This window comes from Pseudomonas sp. NY15372 (assembly GCF_048068215.1).
Taxonomy (GTDB): domain Bacteria; phylum Pseudomonadota; class Gammaproteobacteria; order Pseudomonadales; family Pseudomonadaceae; genus Aquipseudomonas; species Aquipseudomonas guariconensis_A.
This window is the reverse complement of the sequence record NZ_JBLUPY010000008.1, coordinates 80,520-97,462: the sequence shown is the minus strand read 5'-3', so window position 1 is coordinate 97,462 and position 16,943 is coordinate 80,520. Positions and strand designations below refer to the sequence as shown.

Here is a 16,943-nt window from a genome sequence, read left to right as displayed (position 1 = left end):
TTCCAGTCACTGTATAAAAAGACAGAGCGCCCGCCATGTTGAAACTGACGCCACGCCAAGCCGAAATCCTGGCCTTCATCAAACGCTGCCTGGAAGACAACGGCTTCCCGCCGACCCGCGCGGAAATCGCTCAGGAACTGGGGTTCAAGTCCCCCAACGCTGCCGAGGAACACCTCAAGGCACTGGCCCGCAAGGGCGCGATCGAAATGACCCCGGGCGCCTCCCGCGGCATCCGCATTCCCGGCCTGGAAACCAAGGCGGAAGAAAGCGGCCTGCCGATCATCGGCCGCGTCGCCGCCGGCGCCCCCATCCTCGCCGAGCAGCACATCGAGGAATCCTGCAACATCAACCCGGCCTTCTTCCACCCTCGCGCCGACTACTTGTTGCGCGTGCACGGCATGAGCATGAAGGACATCGGCATCTTCGACGGCGACCTGCTGGCGGTACATACCTGCCGCGAAGCCCGTAACGGCCAAGTCGTCGTTGCCCGCATCGGCGACGAAGTGACCGTCAAGCGCTTCAAGCGCGAAGGCAGCAAGGTCTGGCTGGTCGCCGAAAACCCCGAATTCGCCCCCATCGAAGTCGACCTGAAAGAACAGGAACTGGTGATCGAGGGCTTGAGTGTCGGCGTCATTCGCCGCTGATCCAGGAGGCGTCATGCAGCAGTTCATCCATGCACCCCAGCAAGCACAGCTCCCTCTGTTCGAGGCCTTCCTGGCCCAACCGGTGCTGCCTGGCCTGAAAGCCCGCAACAGCGTCACGGAGCAGCCACGCAAGCCCCAGCAGCCCGAGCTGTTCAGCGAACTGTCCCTGCGTGGCGCGCCTGGCCACTGCCAAAGCCTGCTGGCGCCGGTTCTGCGAGAGCTGAGCGAAGAAGACGAAACCCGCTGGCTGACCCTCCTTGCCCCGCCCGCCAGCCTGACCCAGGCCTGGCTACGCGATGCCGGCCTCAACCGTGAACGCATCCTGTTGCTGCAACCGGGCGCGAACCAAAGCGCCCTGCAATTGGCCTGCGAAGCCTTGCGCCTGGGCCACAGCCATACCGTGGTCAGCTGGCTTGGCAACCTCAATGCCACGGCTCGTCAGCAACTGACCCGCGCGGCCACTAGCGGAAACGCACAAAGCCTGAACATCCGCCTCGGCTGATGTTCAGGCTTTGCCTGTATTTCAATTTCTGAATCGCGAAGCGCAAGGGCTCAGTGCAACACGCGTGGCCCTTCTTCATGCTCGAGATCGCCTTCAACCAGGCGACCTGCCATTTGCACGCCGACACTCAGCATGGCCTTGGCGACTTCCACATGCTGGCCTTGCAGGAACGCCTTGGCGTCCTCGGAGAAATCCAGGGTCACCAAAGAACCCTCGTCCTCGGCGCGGCGCAGCTCAATCCGGCCATCAGGCAACTCGACAATTTCTAGAAAGGACGTTGACATACTAAGGCCTGCTTTTCACGAAAGGCCAGTATTGTACCAGCCACTGGCGCTATCAGCACTCACTCAACGCGTCACGGAAACGTCGCACCAAGTCCTTCAGATTACGCCGCCAGCTTTCTAGCTCGTCCCGGGACAGCGCCAATTGTTCGGGCTCATCCAGGTTCACAGCCACGATCAAAGGTTGGGTGACATCGGTTTTCGGTGCTTTTTTGGCGACCGGCGGTCGGAACAAATCGGCATAAGCACGAAGCATTTGCGCGAGCCAGGTTTCCGGCTGACGCGCCAGCTCCAGCATTTCCGCCACCTCCGGGATGGCGATGCCGTTGAGCGCGTCCTCATTGAGCAGCAGCTCCACCTGTGCTGCCGCAGCCTGCGGCAAACGGTAAAAGCCGGCGATCTCATGGCATAGGCCTAGCAGCGCGCCATACAAGTGAAACAGCGCCGACTCACGCTCTGCCTGGATCAGGCCCTGGGCATTCATTGCCTGGCTGTCGGCAGCCTTGGCCATGGACTCCAGGGCTAGCCCGGCAAAGAACAGTTTCTGGTTGGTGCGGGTGTAGAGTTCCTGGGCCATTTCGATGGCCTCCCTGAGGCTGCAAGGCGATGCCTCAGTTTCAGGGATTGCCCCGCCCTGCCGCAAGCCGAATGTCATAAAAGACAAGGGCCGCGAAGCGGCCCCCTTTTCAGCGCTTACCGATCAGCGCTTGTCTTCGACCTTCCACGCCTTGCCGTCGTAGAACGCCTTCCAGCCAGTCGGCTTGCCATCAACCTCCGACTGCACGTACTGCTCCTTGGTCTTACGGCTATAGCGGATCACCGCCGGGCGGCCATCCGGGTCCTTCTGCGGCGCATCGCAGAGGAAGTGGTATTTCGGATCGATCTCATGCTTGTGCGGGACGATTTCCAGCACCAAGGGCGCACGGGTCTCGCGGTTCTTCGGGAACTGGCTGGCGGCCAGGAACAACCCCGAGGCGCCATCGCGCAGCACGTAGGTGTCGTCGACCTTCTCGCACTTGAGTTCCGGCATGTCCACCTTGTCCATCTTTGGCGGCGCCGCCTCGCCGCTCTTGAGCAGCTTGCGGGTGTTCTTGCACGCAGGGTTGGTGCAACCGAAGAACTTGCCGAAGCGGCCGGTCTTGAGCTGCATCTCGCTGCCGCACTTGTCACATTCCAGGCTTGGCCCTTCGTAACCCTTGATGCGGTAGCTGCCCTCTTCGATCTCGTACCCCGGGCAGTCCGGGTTGTTGCCGCAGATGTGCAACTTGTGTTTTTCGTCCAGCAGGTAGGCGTCCATCGCCGTGGCGCAGATCGGGCAACGGTGTTTGCCACGCAACACCAGGGACTCGGACTCACCTTCGTCGTCGGCTGCGATCTCGTCGCCCGGCACCAGGTTCACGGTGGCCTTGCAACGCTCCTTCGGCGGCAGGCTGTAGCCCGAGCAACCGAGGAAGACGCCCGTGGATGCGGTGCGGATCATCATCGGCCGGCCGCATTCCTTGCACGGAATGTTGGTCAGCGTCGGCTGGTTGGCACGCATGCCGTTCTCGGCCGACTCGGCGGTCAGCAGCTTCTTGCTGAAGTCGCCATAGAACTCGTCGAGAACGTTCTTCCAATCGCGCTCGCCCTGGGCCACGTCGTCGAGGTTCTCCTCCATGCCGGCGGTGAAGCCATAGTCCATGAGGTTGGAGAAGCTCTCGGAGAGGCGCTCGGTGACGATGTCGCCCATCTTCTCGGAATAGAAGCGGCGGTTGTGCAAGGTCACGTAGCCGCGGTCCTGGATGGTGGAGATGATCGCCGCATAGGTCGACGGGCGGCCGATGCCACGCTTTTCCATTTCCTTGACCAGGCTGGCTTCGGTGTAGCGTGCCGGCGGCTTGGTGAAATGCTGGCTCGGGTCGAGCTGGATGAGCTTGAGGACCTCGCCCTGGGCCATTTCCGGCAGCACGTCATCTTCGCCCGGCTTGCTCTGCTGGGGCAGCACACGGGTGTAACCGTCGAACTTGAGGATACGGCCCTTGGCACGCAGCTCGAAGTCGCCGGCATTGACCGTGACGCTGGTGGACAGGTACTGCGCAGGCGGCATCTGGCAGGCCAGGAACTGGCGCCAGATCAGCTCGTACAGGCGCTCGGCGTCACGCTCCATGCCGCTGAGCTTGCTCGGGTGGGTATTCACGTCCGAAGGACGAATCGCCTCGTGCGCCTCCTGGGCGCCTTCCTTGCTGCCGTACACCACCGGCTTTTCAGGCAGGTACTGCTTGCCGAACTCGCGCTCGATGTAGCTGCGCGCCATGTCCAGGGCATCGACCGACAGGTTGGTCGAATCGGTACGCATGTAGGTGATGTAGCCGGCTTCGTAGAGACGCTGCGCCATCATCATGGTTTTCTTCACGCCGAAGCCCAGGCGGTTGCTCGCAGCCTGCTGCAGGGTCGAGGTGATGAACGGCGCCGACGGCTTGCTGCTGGTCGGGCGGTCTTCGCGCTTGGCTACGCTGTAGCTGGAGGCCTTGAGTTTCTCCAGGGCCGCCATGGCCTGGGCTTCGTTCAGCGGCTTGAAGGCTTCGCCTTTTTCACGCGCCACTTCGAAGCGCACCTTGGCGCTCTTGGCGGTACCCAGGTCGGCATGGACTTCCCAATACTCTTCCGGGACGAACGCACGGATCTCACGCTCGCGCTCCACCACCAGCTTGACCGCCACGGACTGTACGCGGCCGGCCGACAGGCCTCGGGCGATCTTGGCCCACAGCAGCGGCGAGACCATGTAGCCGACCACGCGATCGAGGAAGCGGCGTGCCTGCTGGGCATTGACCCGGTCGATGTCCAGCTCACCCGGTTGGGAGAAGGCCTCCTGGATGGCTTTCTTGGTGATTTCGTTGAACACCACGCGCTTGTAGCGGGTGTCGTCGCCGCCAATGGCCTCGCGCAGGTGCCAGGCGATGGCCTCCCCTTCGCGGTCCAAGTCGGTTGCGAGATAGATGGTGTCGGCATCTTTGGCCAGGCGACGCAATTCGTCGATGACCTTTTCCTTGCCGGGCAGGATCTCGTACTTGGCCTTCCAGCCGGCTTCTGGATCGACGCCCATGCGGGCCACCAGCTGGCGGCGGGCCTTCTCTTTCGGCGACAGGGCCGGCGCCTCACCCGCGGCCTTGCCGCGCTTGGCCGCCGGTTCCTTGCTGGCGCTGGCCGAACCGCTGGTGGGGAGGTCTCGGATATGGCCGATACTCGACTTCACCACGTACTGGCTGCCCAGGTACTTGTTGATGGTCTTGGCCTTGGCCGGGGATTCCACAATGACCAGCGATTTGCCCATGGATCGGAATATTCCTGAATCTGAAGATGAAAAACGCGTCAGGTGCCGGACGCGGCACCGCTATATATAGTGGCAACAGAGTGAGGTCAAGCGCTCAGGTTCAGTCGCTTGCCGTATCGGGGCGCTTGAACATCCCCTCCTCGGCCTCGACCAAAGCAAAGCGCGGCACTTGCTCGCCGTCAACCTCTACAGTGTCATGGAACAGGGCCAGCGGCCGGGCACCCAAGCCGTAGTCACCGTAAAGCAACTGGTAGATCACCAGCGACTCATCGGTTTCCGTGTGATGTGCAACGCCCAGCACACGGTACTCCGGACCTTTGTAATGCCGGTATATGCCTGGTTGTATCTGCATGTTGCACACCCTCTTGAACAAATCCGAACAAACAAAAACCGGGGCACAAGGCCCCGGTCGCTGTCGACGACGCGATCAGACGCGTTCGAAGACAGTCGTGATGCCCTGGCCCAGGCCGACGCACATGGTGGCGACACCCAGGGTACCGCCATTTTGCTTCATGACGTTGAGCAGGGTGCCGGAAATCCGCGCGCCCGAGCAACCGAACGGGTGGCCCAAGGCGATGGCGCCGCCGTGCAGGTTAACCTTCTCATCCATCTTGTCGAGCACTTTCAAGTCTTTGAGCACTGGCAGGGCCTGCGCGGCGAAGGCTTCGTTGAGCTCGATGTAGTCGATGTCGGCCATGGTCAGACCGGCACGCTTGAGGGCTTTCTGGGTCGACGGAACCGGGCCATAGCCCATGATCGCCGGGTCTACGCCTGCCACGGCCATGGAACGGATCACCGCCAAGGGCTGGATGCCCAGGTCCATGGCCCGCTGGCCGGACATGACGATCATGCACGAGGCGCCATCGGTGATCTGCGACGAAGTACCCGCAGTGACGGTACCGCCCTTGGGGTTGAACGCCGGTTTGAGCGACGCCAGGCCCTCGAGGGTGGTTTCCGGGCGGATGGTTTCGTCATAGTCGAAGACCTTGAGGAAACCGTTCTCGTCATACCCCTGCATCGGGATGATCTCGTCCTTGAACTTGCCTTCGACCGTCGCCTTGTGAGCGAGCTGGTGCGAACGCAGGCCGAACAGGTCCTGCTGCTCACGGGTGATGCCGTGCATCTTGCCGAGCATCTCGGCAGTCAGGCCCATCATGCCCGAGGCCTTGGCCGCGTGCAGGGACAGGTGCGGGTTCGGGTCGACGCCATGCATCATGCTGACGTGGCCCATGTGCTCGACGCCGCCGACCACGAATACATCGCCGTTGCCGGTCATGATCGCCTGGGCGGCGGTATGCAGCGCGCTCATGGACGAACCGCACAGACGGCTGACGGTCTGGGCTGCCGAAGTATGCGGGATCGGGGTCATCAGCGACGCCATGCGGGCGATGTTCCAGCCCTGCTCGAGGGTCTGGTTGACGCAGCCCCAGATCACGTCCTCGACTTCCTTGGGGTCGACCTTGTCGTTACGCTCCAGCAACTTGCTGATCAGGTGCGCGGACATGTCCTCGGCACGGGTGTTGCGGTGCATGCCCCCCTTGGAGCGGCCCATCGGCGTGCGACCGAAGTCGACAATCACCACGTCTCTTGGATTCAGGCTCATATCAATACTCTCGCTCTAACTCGTTGGGCGCTCAGTTGAAGAAGCGCTGGCCGTTCTTGGCCATTTCGCGCAGCTTCGCGGTCGGGTGGTACAGCGGCCCCAGATCGGCGTACCGGTCTGCCAGGGCGACGAACTCGGCGACCCCGATCGAATCGATGTAGCGCAGCGCGCCACCGCGGAAGGGAGGGAAGCCGATGCCGTACACCAGGCCCATGTCGGCCTCGGCGGCGGTCTCGACGATGCCGTCCTCCAGGCAGCGAACGGTCTCCAGGCACAGCGGGATCATCATCCAGTTGACGATATCCTCGTCGGTCACTTCACGCTGTTCGAAGACGATCGGCTTGAGCACTTCCAGCACCGATGGGTCGGCGACCTTCTTCGGCTTGCCGCGCTTGTCGGTCTCGTAGGCGTAGAAGCCCTTGCCGTTCTTCTGGCCCAGGCGGTTGGCCTCGTACAGGGCATCGACGGCGGAGCGGCGATCATCCTTCATACGGTCCGGGAAGCCGTCGGCCATGACGTCACGGCCATGGTGGCCGGTGTCGATGCCGACCACGTCCATCAGGTAAGCCGGGCCCATGGGCCAGCCGAACTTCTCCATCACCTTGTCGATGCGCACGAAGTCCACGCCTGCGCTGACCAGCTTGGCGAAACCGCCGAAGTACGGGAACAGCACGCGGTTGACCAAGAAGCCCGGGCAGTCGTTGACCACGATCGGGTTCTTGCCCATCTTCTTGGCGTAGGCCACGGTGGTGGCGACGGCCACGTCACTGGACTTCTCGCCACGAATGACCTCCACCAGCGGCATCATGTGCACTGGGTTGAAGAAGTGCATGCCGACGAAGTTTTCCGGGCGCTTGAGCGCCTTGGCCAACAGGTTGATCGAGATGGTCGAGGTGTTGGAGGCAAGGATCGCATCCTCCTTGACCTGCCCTTCCACTTCCGCCAGCACGGCCTGCTTGACCTTCGGGTTCTCGACCACGGCCTCGACGACGATGTCGACGTTGCCGAAATCACCGTAGGACAAGGTCGGGCGAATGGCATTGAGCGCCTCGGCCATCTTGGCCGGGGTCAGGCGGCCCTTCTCGACACGCTTGCCGAGCAGCTTGGAGGCTTCGTTCAGGCCCAGCTGGACGGCTTCTTCGCGGATGTCCTTCATAAGAATCGGCGTGCCCTTGACCGCCGACTGATAGGCGATGCCGCCGCCCATGATGCCGGCGCCGAGCACGGCGGCCTGCTTCACGTCGTGGGCGATCTGGTCATAGGCCTTGGCCTTGCGCTTGAGTTCCTGGTCATTGAGGAACAGGCCGATCAGGCTTTCGGCGACCGAGGTCTTGGCCAGCTTGGCAAAGCCTGCGGCTTCGACTTCCAGGGCTTTGTCCCGGCCGAAGTTGGCCGCCTTCTGGATGGTCTTGATGGCTTCGACCGGCGCCGGGTAGTTCGGGCCGGCCTGGCCTGCTACGAAGCCCTTAGCGGTCTCGAAGGCCATCATCTGCTCGATGGCGTTGAGCTTGAGCTTTTCCAGCTTGGGCTGGCGCTTGGCCTTGTGGTCCAGCTCACCGCTGATGGCACGCTTGACCAGGTCCAGGGCCGCAGCCTGCAGCAGCTCGGGGGCTACCACCGCGTCGACGGCACCGACCTTGAGCGCGTCCTCGGCACGGTTTTCCTTGCCGGCGGCGATCCACTCGATGGCGTTGTCCGAGCCGATCAGGCGCGGCAGGCGCACGGTACCGCCGAAGCCTGGGTAGATACCCAGCTTGACTTCCGGCAGGCCGATCTTGGCCGTGCTGGCCATCACGCGATAGTCGGCCGCCAGACACATCTCCAGGCCGCCACCCAGGGCGATGCCGTTGATGGCGACGACGGTCGGGACCTCGAGGTCCTCGAAGTCGTTGAAGATGCGGTTGGCTTCCAGGTTGCCGGCGACCAGCTCGGCCTCGGGCAGCTTGAAGTTGTCGACGAATTCGGTGATGTCGGCGCCGACGATGAACACGTCCTTGCCGCTGCTGACGATCACGCCCTTGATGGCGGCATCGGCCTTGATGGCGTCCACGGCCTGGCGCAGTTCGTCCAGGGTCAGGCGGTTGAACTTGTTGACGGACTCACCCTTGAGGTCGAACTTCAGTTCGACGATGCCGCTTTCAAGAGCCTTAACCGTGATGGCTTTACCTTCGTAAATCATCAACTGATCTCCACGATATGGAAGCTGAACTGTACACGCCGAACGCTGGTGCAAAGGCCGGCTCGGCCCCTTACCCAGGCACACCCGTCAGCGTGCGAGTCGGGATTCTGTTAGAGCCGTTCGACATACAAACGCTCAATTCATACGCCCGTTTGATTTGGGTACGCACACATTCTCCGAAAAGATCGGCGTTGTCAAATGCTCGCAAGCACGGTGAAAACGCGACTTTCCGGTCATTTTGCACCCATTGGGTACGAAACATGATGACAGTGATTAGCGGGTATTCATGGCACAGCGCATGCCTTGGATTTGGCGGCGCCTGTGAGGTCGCCATGTCCGCCCAAATATCCCAAGCGCTATCAAGCGAGGGTTTCGAGTACCTGCGCAATATCCTGCAAAACAGATTTGTCACCCCGCTCGCTCCAGTACAGGGCAAGCATGCGGCTATCGGCCTCGATCTTGTAGACGCTCGCAGGCAGGCGCGTGAAGGCCTCGCACAGGCGCGCGTCCTCGCAAGGCTCGCGCCACTGGTTCCACCATACACCTGGGGTAATTTGCCAATACACCCAGGTATCGTCATGGCCTTTACGCCGCGCGCGGTGGTACTGCGGGCAAGGGCTTGGCGGCTCCTTTTCCAGCCAATGCGGCCAGGTCTGGGGCGCCAGTTGCATGGCAAGGCCCATGCGCCGCCCTTCCATGCGCAGGTTCATCTGTTCGCTCTGCTTACGCGATGGGCGCAACCAGGCCAGGGGGCTGAGAATCAGCGCAAGGATTGACACCACCAGCCATACCGTCATATCTGTAGTTCCCATAAAGCGTTGCAAATGAGCTGGTTAGCCAGGTTTCACGGCATTCGGCCCGAAAGCGACCATACTTCTACTATCGCGACTGCAGGAGTACCACCCATGTCCTATGAACATCTTCTGGTCGCCGTCGACCTGACCGAAGAATGCGACCCGGTGATCAAGCGCGCCATGAAACTCGCCGAGCCCACGGGCGCCAAGGTCTCCCTCGTGCATATCGTCGAGCCCATGGCCATGGCCTTCGGCGGAGACGTGCCGATGGACCTGTCGCAACTGCAGCAGCAACAGTTCGACCAGGCCAAGGAGCGTATGGATCGCTTGTTCAACAAGTATCCGACCATCAACCGTGGCGACTCGCACCTGACCTACGGCCAGCCGCGCCAGGAAATCCACCAGCTGGCCAAGGAGCAGAATTGCGACCTGATCGTGGTGGGCAGCCACGGCCGCCATGGCCTGGCCCTGCTGCTTGGCTCTACCGCCAACGACGTGCTGCACGGTGCGCCTTGTGACGTTCTGGCAGTGCGCCTGTTGAAGAAAGAAGGCTGACAGTGTTGGGGGCTGCTTTGCAGCCCTTTCGCGAGACAAGTCCGCTCCTACAGAGGGCTGACGATGGGGCGCATGGCGCCCCTCTAGTGTGGTGTTTCACAAATAACAACCATAAGTCGCGGCGCTTTTTGGTCGTATTTGCAAAACACCACACTAGCCTTCCAATTCCGCCCAGCGCTCGACCAGGGCGTCCAGCTCACCCTGCATCTGCTCCAGCCTGGCCAGTACCGCCGAGGTCTCGCCGATCGGGCGCTGGTAGAAGCCTGGCGCATTGACCTCTTCCTGAACCGCGGCCATGCGTTGCTCCAGCGCGTCGATCTGCCCCGGCAGGGCTTCCAGCTCACGTTGCAGCTTGTAGCTGAGCTTCTTCTTCCCAGGCTCCACCACAGCGGCAGGCGCAACGGGCGCTGGCGCTGCCTGCTCGACAGGCTTCTCCACCACCGCACTGCCTAGCTCTGCCTTGCCGCCCTTGCTTTCGGTCACGCCCAGCAGCTTCGGTGAGCCGCCCTGGCGGATCCAGTCCTCGTAGCCCCCGACATATTCGCGCACCCGCCCCTGGCCTTCGAATACCAGGGTGCTGGTGACCACGTTATCGAGAAAAGCCCGGTCGTGGCTGACCATCAACACGGTGCCCTTGAAGTTCGACAGCACCTCTTCGAGCAGCTCGAGGGTTTCGACGTCCAGGTCGTTGGTCGGTTCGTCCAGCACCAGCAGGTTGGCCGGCTTGCTGAACAGCTTGGCCAGCAACAGGCGCGCCCGCTCGCCGCCCGACAAGGCCTTGACCGGCGTACGCGCACGCTGCGGGCTGAACAGGAAATCGCCCAGGTAGCTGAGCACGTGGCGATTCTGGCCGTCGATCTCGATGAAGTCGCGCCCTTCGGCGAGGTTGTCGATGACCGTCTTTTCCAGGTCCAGTTGGTGGCGCATCTGGTCGAAATAGGCGACTTCCAGCTTGGTGCCACGCTCGACCTTGCCACTGGTGGGCTCCAGGTCGCCGAGCATCAGCTTGAGCAAGGTGGTCTTGCCGGTGCCGTTGGCGCCCAGCAGGCCGATGCGGTCCTCGCGCTGCAGGACCATGGAAAAATCCTTGACCAGCATGGGGCCATCGGTATGGGCGAAACTGACATTCTCCAGCATCATGACCTGCTTGCCGGACTTGTCCGCCACCTCGATCTGGATGTTCGCCTTGCCCTGGCGCTCACGCCGTTCGCCGCGCTCCACACGCAGGGCCTTGAGGGCACGCACACGGCCCTCGTTGCGGGTACGCCGGGCCTTGATGCCCTGGCGAATCCACACTTCCTCCTGGGCCAGACGCTTGTCGAACAGCGCGTTGGCGGTTTCCTCGGCGGCCAGCATGGCCTCCTTGTGCACTAGGAAGCTGGCGTAGTCACCGTTCCAGTCGATCAGGCCGCCACGGTCCAGCTCGAGGATGCGGGTGGCCAGGTTCTGCAAGAAGGAGCGGTCGTGGGTGATGAACAGTACCGCGCCGTTGAAACCGTTCAGGGCTTCCTCGAGCCAGGCGATGGCGCCGATGTCCAGGTGGTTGGTTGGCTCGTCGAGCAGCAGCAGGTCGGGCTCGGACACCAATGCCTGGGCCAGCAGCACGCGGCGGCGCCAGCCACCGGAGAGCTCGGCCAGGGTTTTGTCGGCCGGCAGTTGCAGGCGGCTCAGGGTGCTTTCCACCACTTGCTGCAGGCGCCAGCCGTCCCGAGCCTCGAGCTCGTGCTGGACATGCATGAGCTTCTCCAAGTCAGCGTCGCCCTGGATGTTCTGGCTCAGGTGGTGATATTCGGCCAGCAGCGCCCCGACGCCGTCCAGGCCCTCGGCCACGACGTCGAACACGCTACGCTCGTCGGCCACCGGCAACTCCTGCGGCAGCTCGCCGATCTTCAGGCCCGGGGCGCGCCAGATCTCGCCGTCATCGGGCCGCTGCTCGCCCTTGACCAGGCGCAGCATGCTCGATTTGCCGGTGCCGTTGCGGCCGATGATGCACACCCGCTCGCCACGAGCGATCTGCCAGGACACCTTGTCCAGCAGCGGCATGGCACCGAACGCGAGGGACACATCGCTGAATTTGAGCAGGGTCATAATCGTCTCCAAAAACCGGGCGCGCATTCTACCTGACTTGCCCCTTCCCGGCATCAGCCGGGCCGTATTCCAGAGGCTGCGCGACACGCGGTCGAAGATAATGATTGGATACAAGCACAGTGCTTTCATCCGCCGCCGGCAAACGGCTAAGCTAAGGCAATAGATCCCAACAGTGCTGGCTCCGCCGTCACTTTCCCATGGTTCAACTGCCCGGACGTCTCATGCGCAGCCGCCTGTTCCAACTCGTTTCCTGCCTGCTGCTCACCGCCACCGCCGCGAGCGCGGCACAGGCCATCGATATCACCCAGCAACGTCAGTACTACGATGAAGCCAAACGCGCCCTGGCCAAGGGCGATAAAGGCCCCTACCTGCGCTACGCCCAGGCACTGCGCGACTACCCGTTGACGCCGTACCTGGCCTACGACGAGCTGACCGCTCGCCTCAAGAGCGCCAGCAACCAGGAAATCGAAGGCTTCCTCGCCAAGCACGGCGACCTGCCCCAGGCCAACTGGATGAAACTGCGCTGGCTGCGCTGGCTCGCCGAACGCGGTGAGTGGGACACCTTCGTCAAGTACTATGACCCCAAACTCAACTTCACCGAGCTGGACTGCCTGAACGGCCAGTACCAGATCACCCATGGCCAGCGTGCCGAGGGCTTCGCCAGCGCCGAAAAACTGTGGAACGTGGGCAAGTCGCAGCCGGCAGCATGCGACACCTTGTTCGGCCTCTGGGCCGCCGAGGGCCAGTTGACCGAAGCCAAGCGCTGGCACCGCGCCAAGCTGGCGGCACAGGCGCGCAACTACGGCCTGGCCAACAGCCTGGTGAAAAGCCTGACCACCCTCGCTCCCCAAGGCCGGCTGCTGATCGACGTGGCGCAGAAGCCACAGTTGCTCAACCAGCCGTCGCGCTTCGCCCCGGCCAACGAGGCGATGTCCGATGTGGTCAGCCTGGGCCTTCGCCGCCTGGCCCGCCAGGACCCGGAGCGGGCCATGGCGCTGCTCGACGACTATGCCCAGCGCATGCACTTCTCCCGTGACGAAAAGGTCGCCATCGCCCGCGAGATCGGCCTGACCCTGGCACGCCGCTATGATCCGCGTGCCCTTGACCTGATGACCCGCTACGACCCCGAACTGCGCGACAACACGGTCAGCGAATGGCGCCTGCGCCTGCTTTTGCGCCTAGGCCGCTGGGAAGAAGCCTACAAACTGACCCAACGCCTGCCCCAGGACCTGGCCAGCAGCAACCGCTGGCGCTACTGGCAGGCACGCAGCCTGGAGCTGGCCCAGCCGAACAACCCGCAGATCCCGCTGTTGTACAAGACCGTCGCCCGTGAACGCGACTTCTACGGCTTCCTGGCGGCCGACCGGGCGCAAACGCCCTACCAGCTGAACAACAAACCGTTGGTGCTGAGCCAGCAGGTGATCAACAAGGTTCGCAATACCCCGGGTATTCGCCGCGCGCTGGAATTCCATGCCCGCGGCCAGATCGTCGAAGGCCGCCGCGAGTGGTACCACGTCAGCCGTCATTTCAACCGCGACGAGATGGTCGCCCAGGCGCGCCTGGCCTATGACCTGCGCTGGTACTTCCCGGCGATTCGCACCATCAGCCAGGCGCAATACTGGGACGACTTGGACATCCGCTTCCCCATGGCCCACCGCGACACGCTGGTACGCGAGGCCAAAGTACGTGGGCTGCATTCAAGCTGGGTATTCGCCATTACCCGCCAGGAAAGCGCCTTCATGGAAGACGCCCGTTCCAGCGTCGGGGCCAGCGGCCTGATGCAACTGATGCCGGCGACCGCCAAGGAGACAGCGCGCAAGTTCAACATACCGTTGGCCTCACCGTCGCAAGTGCTCAACCCGGACAAGAACATCCAATTGGGGGCGGCCTACCTGAGCCAGGTGCACGGGCAGTTCAACGGCAACCGGGTGCTGGCCTCCGCGGCGTACAACGCAGGTCCCGGGCGGGTGCGCCAATGGCTCAAGGGCGCCAAGCACCTGAGCTTCGATGTCTGGGTGGAGTCGATACCCTTCGATGAGACACGGCAATATGTGCAGAACGTGTTGTCTTATTCGGTCATCTACGGGCAGAAGCTGAACTCGCCGCAGCCGTTGGTGGATTGGCACGAGCGGTATTTTGACGATATGTGATGGGGTGGGCTACTCGACAGACGCTACTTGGATCGTCGTTGGGGCTATCGCCGGCAAGCCGGCTCCCACGGAGTGGGCCGTGGGCCTTGCCGGCGATAGGCTGCACAGCAGCCTCATCCCTGAGCCCCGTTCGCGATGGACACCACCGTGCCAGGCGAACGCAGGGGCCCGCAGCCCAAACCTACTCGAGCACCTCAACTGCCATCCCCACCCGCAGCTCCCCGCTGCCATCCACCGCCAGGTTCTGCCCGAACAACACATCCCCCTCGCGCTCGCGGAACGTCTTCAACGTCGTCAAAGGCTCCCGATCCGCACTGCGCTCCCCGGTCGCCGGGTCCAGGGTCGTCAGGATGCAGCGTACGCTGGGCTTGAGCACCCGGAAAACCAGGTCGCCGATACGAATCCGCTTCCACCCGTCCTCGGCAAACGGCTCAGTCCCCGACACCACCAGGTTCGGCCGGAACCGCAACATCTCCATGGGCCGCCCGATCCGTCGATTCAGCTCATCGAGCGACCCCTGCCCGATCAACAGCAAAGGAAACCCGTCCGGGAACGCCGCACGGTCACTGTTGAACCCGTAGCCACTGGGCAAGTAACGGGCCCGCTGTTCAGGGCAATACACCAGGCGCACCGGCTTGCCGAGCAGCTCGCTCAACCAGGCCGCGGCAACATCACCGGCATCGGGCACGCGCAAGGTGTCGCGCCAGATGGTCACGCCCCGCAGCGCCTCGTCGGCAGGTGGTACAGGCACCGTAATCGACGCCATACCCGATGCTTCGAGCAGCAATTGGCCATCTACGCCATAACGGGCCTTGAGCTGCCCAAGGCGTGGCCAGGCCCGCTGGGTGAGGAAGCGCCCGTTGCCCTCCTCCACCACCATCCAGCGCCGGTCGCCCTGCAGGCCCAGCAAGTCTACCGCCGAAGCCTCAAGGCTCTGGGCCTGCCCCGATTTCACCGGGTACCGATACAACGCACTCAAAAACATCCCTGCCCGCCTCGTGCCAGTCGAAAGCGCAAGCTTATACCCGGCAGCGGCCTGCAATCACTAGGCGGGGGCCACATCCAGCATCAGCCGTTGGTGGACCACGTCCACCAGGCGGTCAGGCTGGAACTTGGACAGGAAATTGTCGCAGCCGACCTTCTTGACCATCGATTCGTTGAAACTGCCCGACAACGAGGTATGCAGCACCACATGCAGCCCACGCAGGCGGGCATCGCTGCGAATCTCCGTGGTCAGCCGGTAACCGTCCATTTCCGGCATTTCCGCATCGGTGAACACCATCAGCAGCTTTTCGCAGACATCCTCCCCCGCATCGGCCCAACCCTTGAGCATGCGCAAGGCCTTCAGGCCGTCACCGGCCACATGCAGCTTCATGCCCAGCTGGGACAAGGTCTCGCGTAACTGCACCAGGGCCACGCTGGAGTCGTCCACCAGCAATACCTCACGCCCTCGGGCCCGTGCCAGGACCGGGTCGTCGAGCTTGTCTCGGGACACGCGCGTGTTATAGGGCACGATCTCGGCCAGGACTTTCTCCACATCGATCACCTCGACCAGTTGCTCATCGACCCTGGTGATCGCCGTCAGGTAATGCTGGCGCCCGGCACTGGACGGCGGCGGCATGATCGCTTCCCAATTCATGTTGACGATGCGATCGACACCACCGACCAGGAACGCCTGTACCGAGCGGTTGTATTCGGTGACGATGATCGTGCTGTCCGGGCCCGGCTGCAGCGGGCGCATGCCAATCGCCTGGGACAGATCGATCACCGGCAGCGTCTGCCCGCGCAGGTTGACCACGCCGCACACGAACGCATGGCGTTGCGGCATCAATGTCAGCTTGGGCAGCTGCAATACTTCCTGGACCTTGAACACATTGATGGCGAACAACTGGCGGCCCGCCAGGCGGAACATGAGAATCTCCAGGCGGTTCTCACCCACCAATTGCGTTCGTTGGTCGACCGTGTCGAGAATGCCAGCCATTGGAAACCCCCAGGCTTGAGTCGGTGAATGATGTCATCTGCCCTGTATCGGCGGCTCGGGCAGCAGCTTGACCTATTACAGGAAAATGCATGATGCCTAATTGATATCATTTTACCATCATGCTTTACTGCCGATAGGCCTCCTACCCCCCGCCTTTGCGCCCTCGCCTCAAAAACCATCAGGGTTTCCCCTAGTGGCAATCGGGTGCGACCTGATTTTCCCCGTATCCGTTAGCCATTAATGTGACGCCTTTCTCATTGCATGAATGGAGTCAGGCTTTGCTAGCGACAGTCTCGGTGTTGCCAAGCGCGTGTCCAGCCCTGCGCGCAGGGGCGTCATGATGGACAGCGCACCACTGAACAATGGCGCCCTGCAGGATTTCCTTGTGGATGCGCAGGTGTGGCTGACAAAGTCGCTGGAATGCCTGCAACACCTCGAGCTGATCCACAACGATCCCGATGCCTGCCTCTGCCTGAATGAAACCCTCGAGACCCTCGCCCGTCGCGCCAACCTGCTGGGCCTGGTCGAACTTGCCCATTACACGGCCACCTTGCAACGGTTGCTCGAGCCTGCCTGCCAGCAACGGCACCTGGGCAGTGAAGCCTTGGGTGCACTGCATGCGTGCTTGAACCTGCTGGCGTGGCAGTTGGAGCTGGTGGACGCCTCGACCGGCCGCCTCGGCCTGGATACCGAGGAGCAACATCTGCTGCTGGGCGAACTGGCCAATGCCCTGGGCCAACCCTTCCCCGAACTGTGCGGCCCTTGCCAGGTCCGCGGCGAGGTCTGCGCCCACTCACATCCCGCCCAGGCGATATCCAGGCCCTCCAACAGCCTGAACAGCCCCCGGCATTGATGT

General features: G+C 62.7%; 15 protein-coding genes. 5 read left to right on the top strand and 10 right to left on the bottom strand.

Going from position 1 to position 16,943, the window contains the following annotated elements:
- Window positions 1-35 precede the first annotated feature (35 nt).
- Window positions 36-644, top strand: coding sequence for a transcriptional repressor LexA (lexA, locus tag ACNFG0_RS08870; protein WP_196145496.1), 609 nt, complete (start codon window positions 36-38; stop codon window positions 642-644).
- 13 nt (window positions 645-657) lie between these two features.
- The gene (sulA, locus tag ACNFG0_RS08865; RefSeq protein WP_416764480.1) at window positions 658-1,146 is read left to right on the top strand and encodes an SOS-induced cell division inhibitor SulA; all 489 of its coding nucleotides are present in this window, start codon (window positions 658-660) and stop codon (window positions 1,144-1,146) included.
- Between the two features lie 50 nt (window positions 1,147-1,196).
- Here sulA and ACNFG0_RS08860 read toward each other — a convergent pair whose 3' ends face one another.
- From ACNFG0_RS08860 to ACNFG0_RS08830, 7 genes are all read right to left on the bottom strand, one after another.
- Window positions 1,197-1,430 carry a hypothetical protein gene (locus ACNFG0_RS08860; RefSeq protein ID WP_084858188.1) on the bottom strand — a complete coding sequence of 78 codons (234 nt, stop codon included), beginning with the start codon at window positions 1,428-1,430 and terminating at the stop codon, window positions 1,197-1,199.
- Window positions 1,431-1,482: 52 nt separating this feature from the next.
- The gene (locus ACNFG0_RS08855; protein ID WP_196145494.1) at window positions 1,483-2,004 is read right to left on the bottom strand and encodes a DUF6586 family protein; all 522 of its coding nucleotides are present in this window, start codon (window positions 2,002-2,004) and stop codon (window positions 1,483-1,485) included.
- Window positions 2,005-2,127: 123 nt separating this feature from the next.
- Window positions 2,128-4,737 (bottom strand): type I DNA topoisomerase, encoded by a 2,610-nt coding sequence (gene topA, locus ACNFG0_RS08850; protein WP_196154689.1) that lies wholly within the window; start codon window positions 4,735-4,737, stop codon window positions 2,128-2,130.
- A 100-nt stretch (window positions 4,738-4,837) separates the two neighbouring features.
- Window positions 4,838-5,089 (bottom strand): DUF1653 domain-containing protein, encoded by a 252-nt coding sequence (locus ACNFG0_RS08845; RefSeq protein ID WP_196166003.1) that lies wholly within the window; start codon window positions 5,087-5,089, stop codon window positions 4,838-4,840.
- Window positions 5,090-5,164: 75 nt separating this feature from the next.
- The gene (gene fadA / locus ACNFG0_RS08840; RefSeq protein ID WP_416764479.1) at window positions 5,165-6,340 is read right to left on the bottom strand and encodes an acetyl-CoA C-acyltransferase FadA; all 1,176 of its coding nucleotides are present in this window, start codon (window positions 6,338-6,340) and stop codon (window positions 5,165-5,167) included.
- A 31-nt stretch (window positions 6,341-6,371) separates the two neighbouring features.
- Window positions 6,372-8,519 carry a fatty acid oxidation complex subunit alpha FadB gene (gene fadB / locus ACNFG0_RS08835; RefSeq protein ID WP_196145490.1) on the bottom strand — a complete coding sequence of 716 codons (2,148 nt, stop codon included), beginning with the start codon at window positions 8,517-8,519 and terminating at the stop codon, window positions 6,372-6,374.
- Between the two features lie 359 nt (window positions 8,520-8,878).
- A complete protein-coding gene (locus tag ACNFG0_RS08830) occupies window positions 8,879-9,316 on the bottom strand; it encodes a hypothetical protein (RefSeq protein ID WP_196145489.1) in 438 nt (145 codons plus the stop codon).
- A 108-nt stretch (window positions 9,317-9,424) separates the two neighbouring features.
- Here ACNFG0_RS08830 and ACNFG0_RS08825 point away from each other — a divergent pair, with 108 nt between their 5' ends.
- Window positions 9,425-9,868 carry a universal stress protein gene (locus tag ACNFG0_RS08825; RefSeq protein ID WP_084859247.1) on the top strand — a complete coding sequence of 148 codons (444 nt, stop codon included), beginning with the start codon at window positions 9,425-9,427 and terminating at the stop codon, window positions 9,866-9,868.
- 153 nt (window positions 9,869-10,021) lie between these two features.
- On the opposite strand, the gene ACNFG0_RS08820 is transcribed toward ACNFG0_RS08825, so the two are convergent.
- A complete protein-coding gene (locus ACNFG0_RS08820) occupies window positions 10,022-11,956 on the bottom strand; it encodes an ATP-binding cassette domain-containing protein (RefSeq protein ID WP_416764478.1) in 1,935 nt (644 codons plus the stop codon).
- A 221-nt stretch (window positions 11,957-12,177) separates the two neighbouring features.
- Between ACNFG0_RS08820 and ACNFG0_RS08815 the strand changes: the two genes are divergently transcribed.
- Window positions 12,178-14,106 (top strand): transglycosylase SLT domain-containing protein, encoded by a 1,929-nt coding sequence (locus ACNFG0_RS08815; protein ID WP_196154684.1) that lies wholly within the window; start codon window positions 12,178-12,180, stop codon window positions 14,104-14,106.
- A gap of 181 nt (window positions 14,107-14,287) precedes the next feature.
- Here ACNFG0_RS08815 and ACNFG0_RS08810 read toward each other — a convergent pair whose 3' ends face one another.
- Both ACNFG0_RS08810 and ACNFG0_RS08805 read right to left on the bottom strand, forming a co-directional pair.
- Window positions 14,288-15,091, bottom strand: coding sequence for an MOSC domain-containing protein (locus tag ACNFG0_RS08810; RefSeq protein ID WP_416764477.1), 804 nt, complete (start codon window positions 15,089-15,091; stop codon window positions 14,288-14,290).
- A 60-nt stretch (window positions 15,092-15,151) separates the two neighbouring features.
- Window positions 15,152-16,087 carry a chemotaxis protein gene (locus ACNFG0_RS08805; protein WP_416764476.1) on the bottom strand — a complete coding sequence of 312 codons (936 nt, stop codon included), beginning with the start codon at window positions 16,085-16,087 and terminating at the stop codon, window positions 15,152-15,154.
- Window positions 16,088-16,427: 340 nt separating this feature from the next.
- Here ACNFG0_RS08805 and ACNFG0_RS08800 point away from each other — a divergent pair, with 340 nt between their 5' ends.
- Window positions 16,428-16,940: a histidine kinase gene (locus ACNFG0_RS08800; RefSeq protein WP_416764475.1), complete on the top strand. Its 513-nt coding sequence runs from the start codon at window positions 16,428-16,430 to the stop codon at window positions 16,938-16,940.
- Window positions 16,941-16,943 lie beyond the last annotated feature (3 nt).

What these genes read in the sequence shown, in the direction of transcription:
- ACNFG0_RS08810 (WP_416764477.1), bottom strand. Translation starts at nt 15,091, where the DNA reads ATGTTTTTGAGTGCGTTGTATCGGTACCCGGTGAAATCGGGGCAGGCC.
- topA (WP_196154689.1), bottom strand. Translation starts at nt 4,737, where the DNA reads ATGGGCAAATCGCTGGTCATTGTGGAATCCCCGGCCAAGGCCAAGACC.
- ACNFG0_RS08825 (WP_084859247.1), top strand. Translation starts at nt 9,425, where the DNA reads ATGTCCTATGAACATCTTCTGGTCGCCGTCGACCTGACCGAAGAATGC.
- ACNFG0_RS08820 (WP_416764478.1), bottom strand. Translation starts at nt 11,956, where the DNA reads ATGACCCTGCTCAAATTCAGCGATGTGTCCCTCGCGTTCGGTGCCATG.
- ACNFG0_RS08855 (WP_196145494.1), bottom strand. Translation starts at nt 2,004, where the DNA reads ATGGCCCAGGAACTCTACACCCGCACCAACCAGAAACTGTTCTTTGCC.
- sulA (WP_416764480.1), top strand. Translation starts at nt 658, where the DNA reads ATGCAGCAGTTCATCCATGCACCCCAGCAAGCACAGCTCCCTCTGTTC.
- ACNFG0_RS08845 (WP_196166003.1), bottom strand. Translation starts at nt 5,089, where the DNA reads ATGCAGATACAACCAGGCATATACCGGCATTACAAAGGTCCGGAGTAC.
- ACNFG0_RS08805 (WP_416764476.1), bottom strand. Translation starts at nt 16,087, where the DNA reads ATGGCTGGCATTCTCGACACGGTCGACCAACGAACGCAATTGGTGGGT.
- lexA (WP_196145496.1), top strand. Translation starts at nt 36, where the DNA reads ATGTTGAAACTGACGCCACGCCAAGCCGAAATCCTGGCCTTCATCAAA.
- fadA (WP_416764479.1), bottom strand. Translation starts at nt 6,340, where the DNA reads ATGAGCCTGAATCCAAGAGACGTGGTGATTGTCGACTTCGGTCGCACG.
- ACNFG0_RS08800 (WP_416764475.1), top strand. Translation starts at nt 16,428, where the DNA reads ATGGACAGCGCACCACTGAACAATGGCGCCCTGCAGGATTTCCTTGTG.
- ACNFG0_RS08815 (WP_196154684.1), top strand. Translation starts at nt 12,178, where the DNA reads ATGCGCAGCCGCCTGTTCCAACTCGTTTCCTGCCTGCTGCTCACCGCC.
- fadB (WP_196145490.1), bottom strand. Translation starts at nt 8,519, where the DNA reads ATGATTTACGAAGGTAAAGCCATCACGGTTAAGGCTCTTGAAAGCGGC.
- ACNFG0_RS08860 (WP_084858188.1), bottom strand. Translation starts at nt 1,430, where the DNA reads ATGTCAACGTCCTTTCTAGAAATTGTCGAGTTGCCTGATGGCCGGATT.
- ACNFG0_RS08830 (WP_196145489.1), bottom strand. Translation starts at nt 9,316, where the DNA reads ATGACGGTATGGCTGGTGGTGTCAATCCTTGCGCTGATTCTCAGCCCC.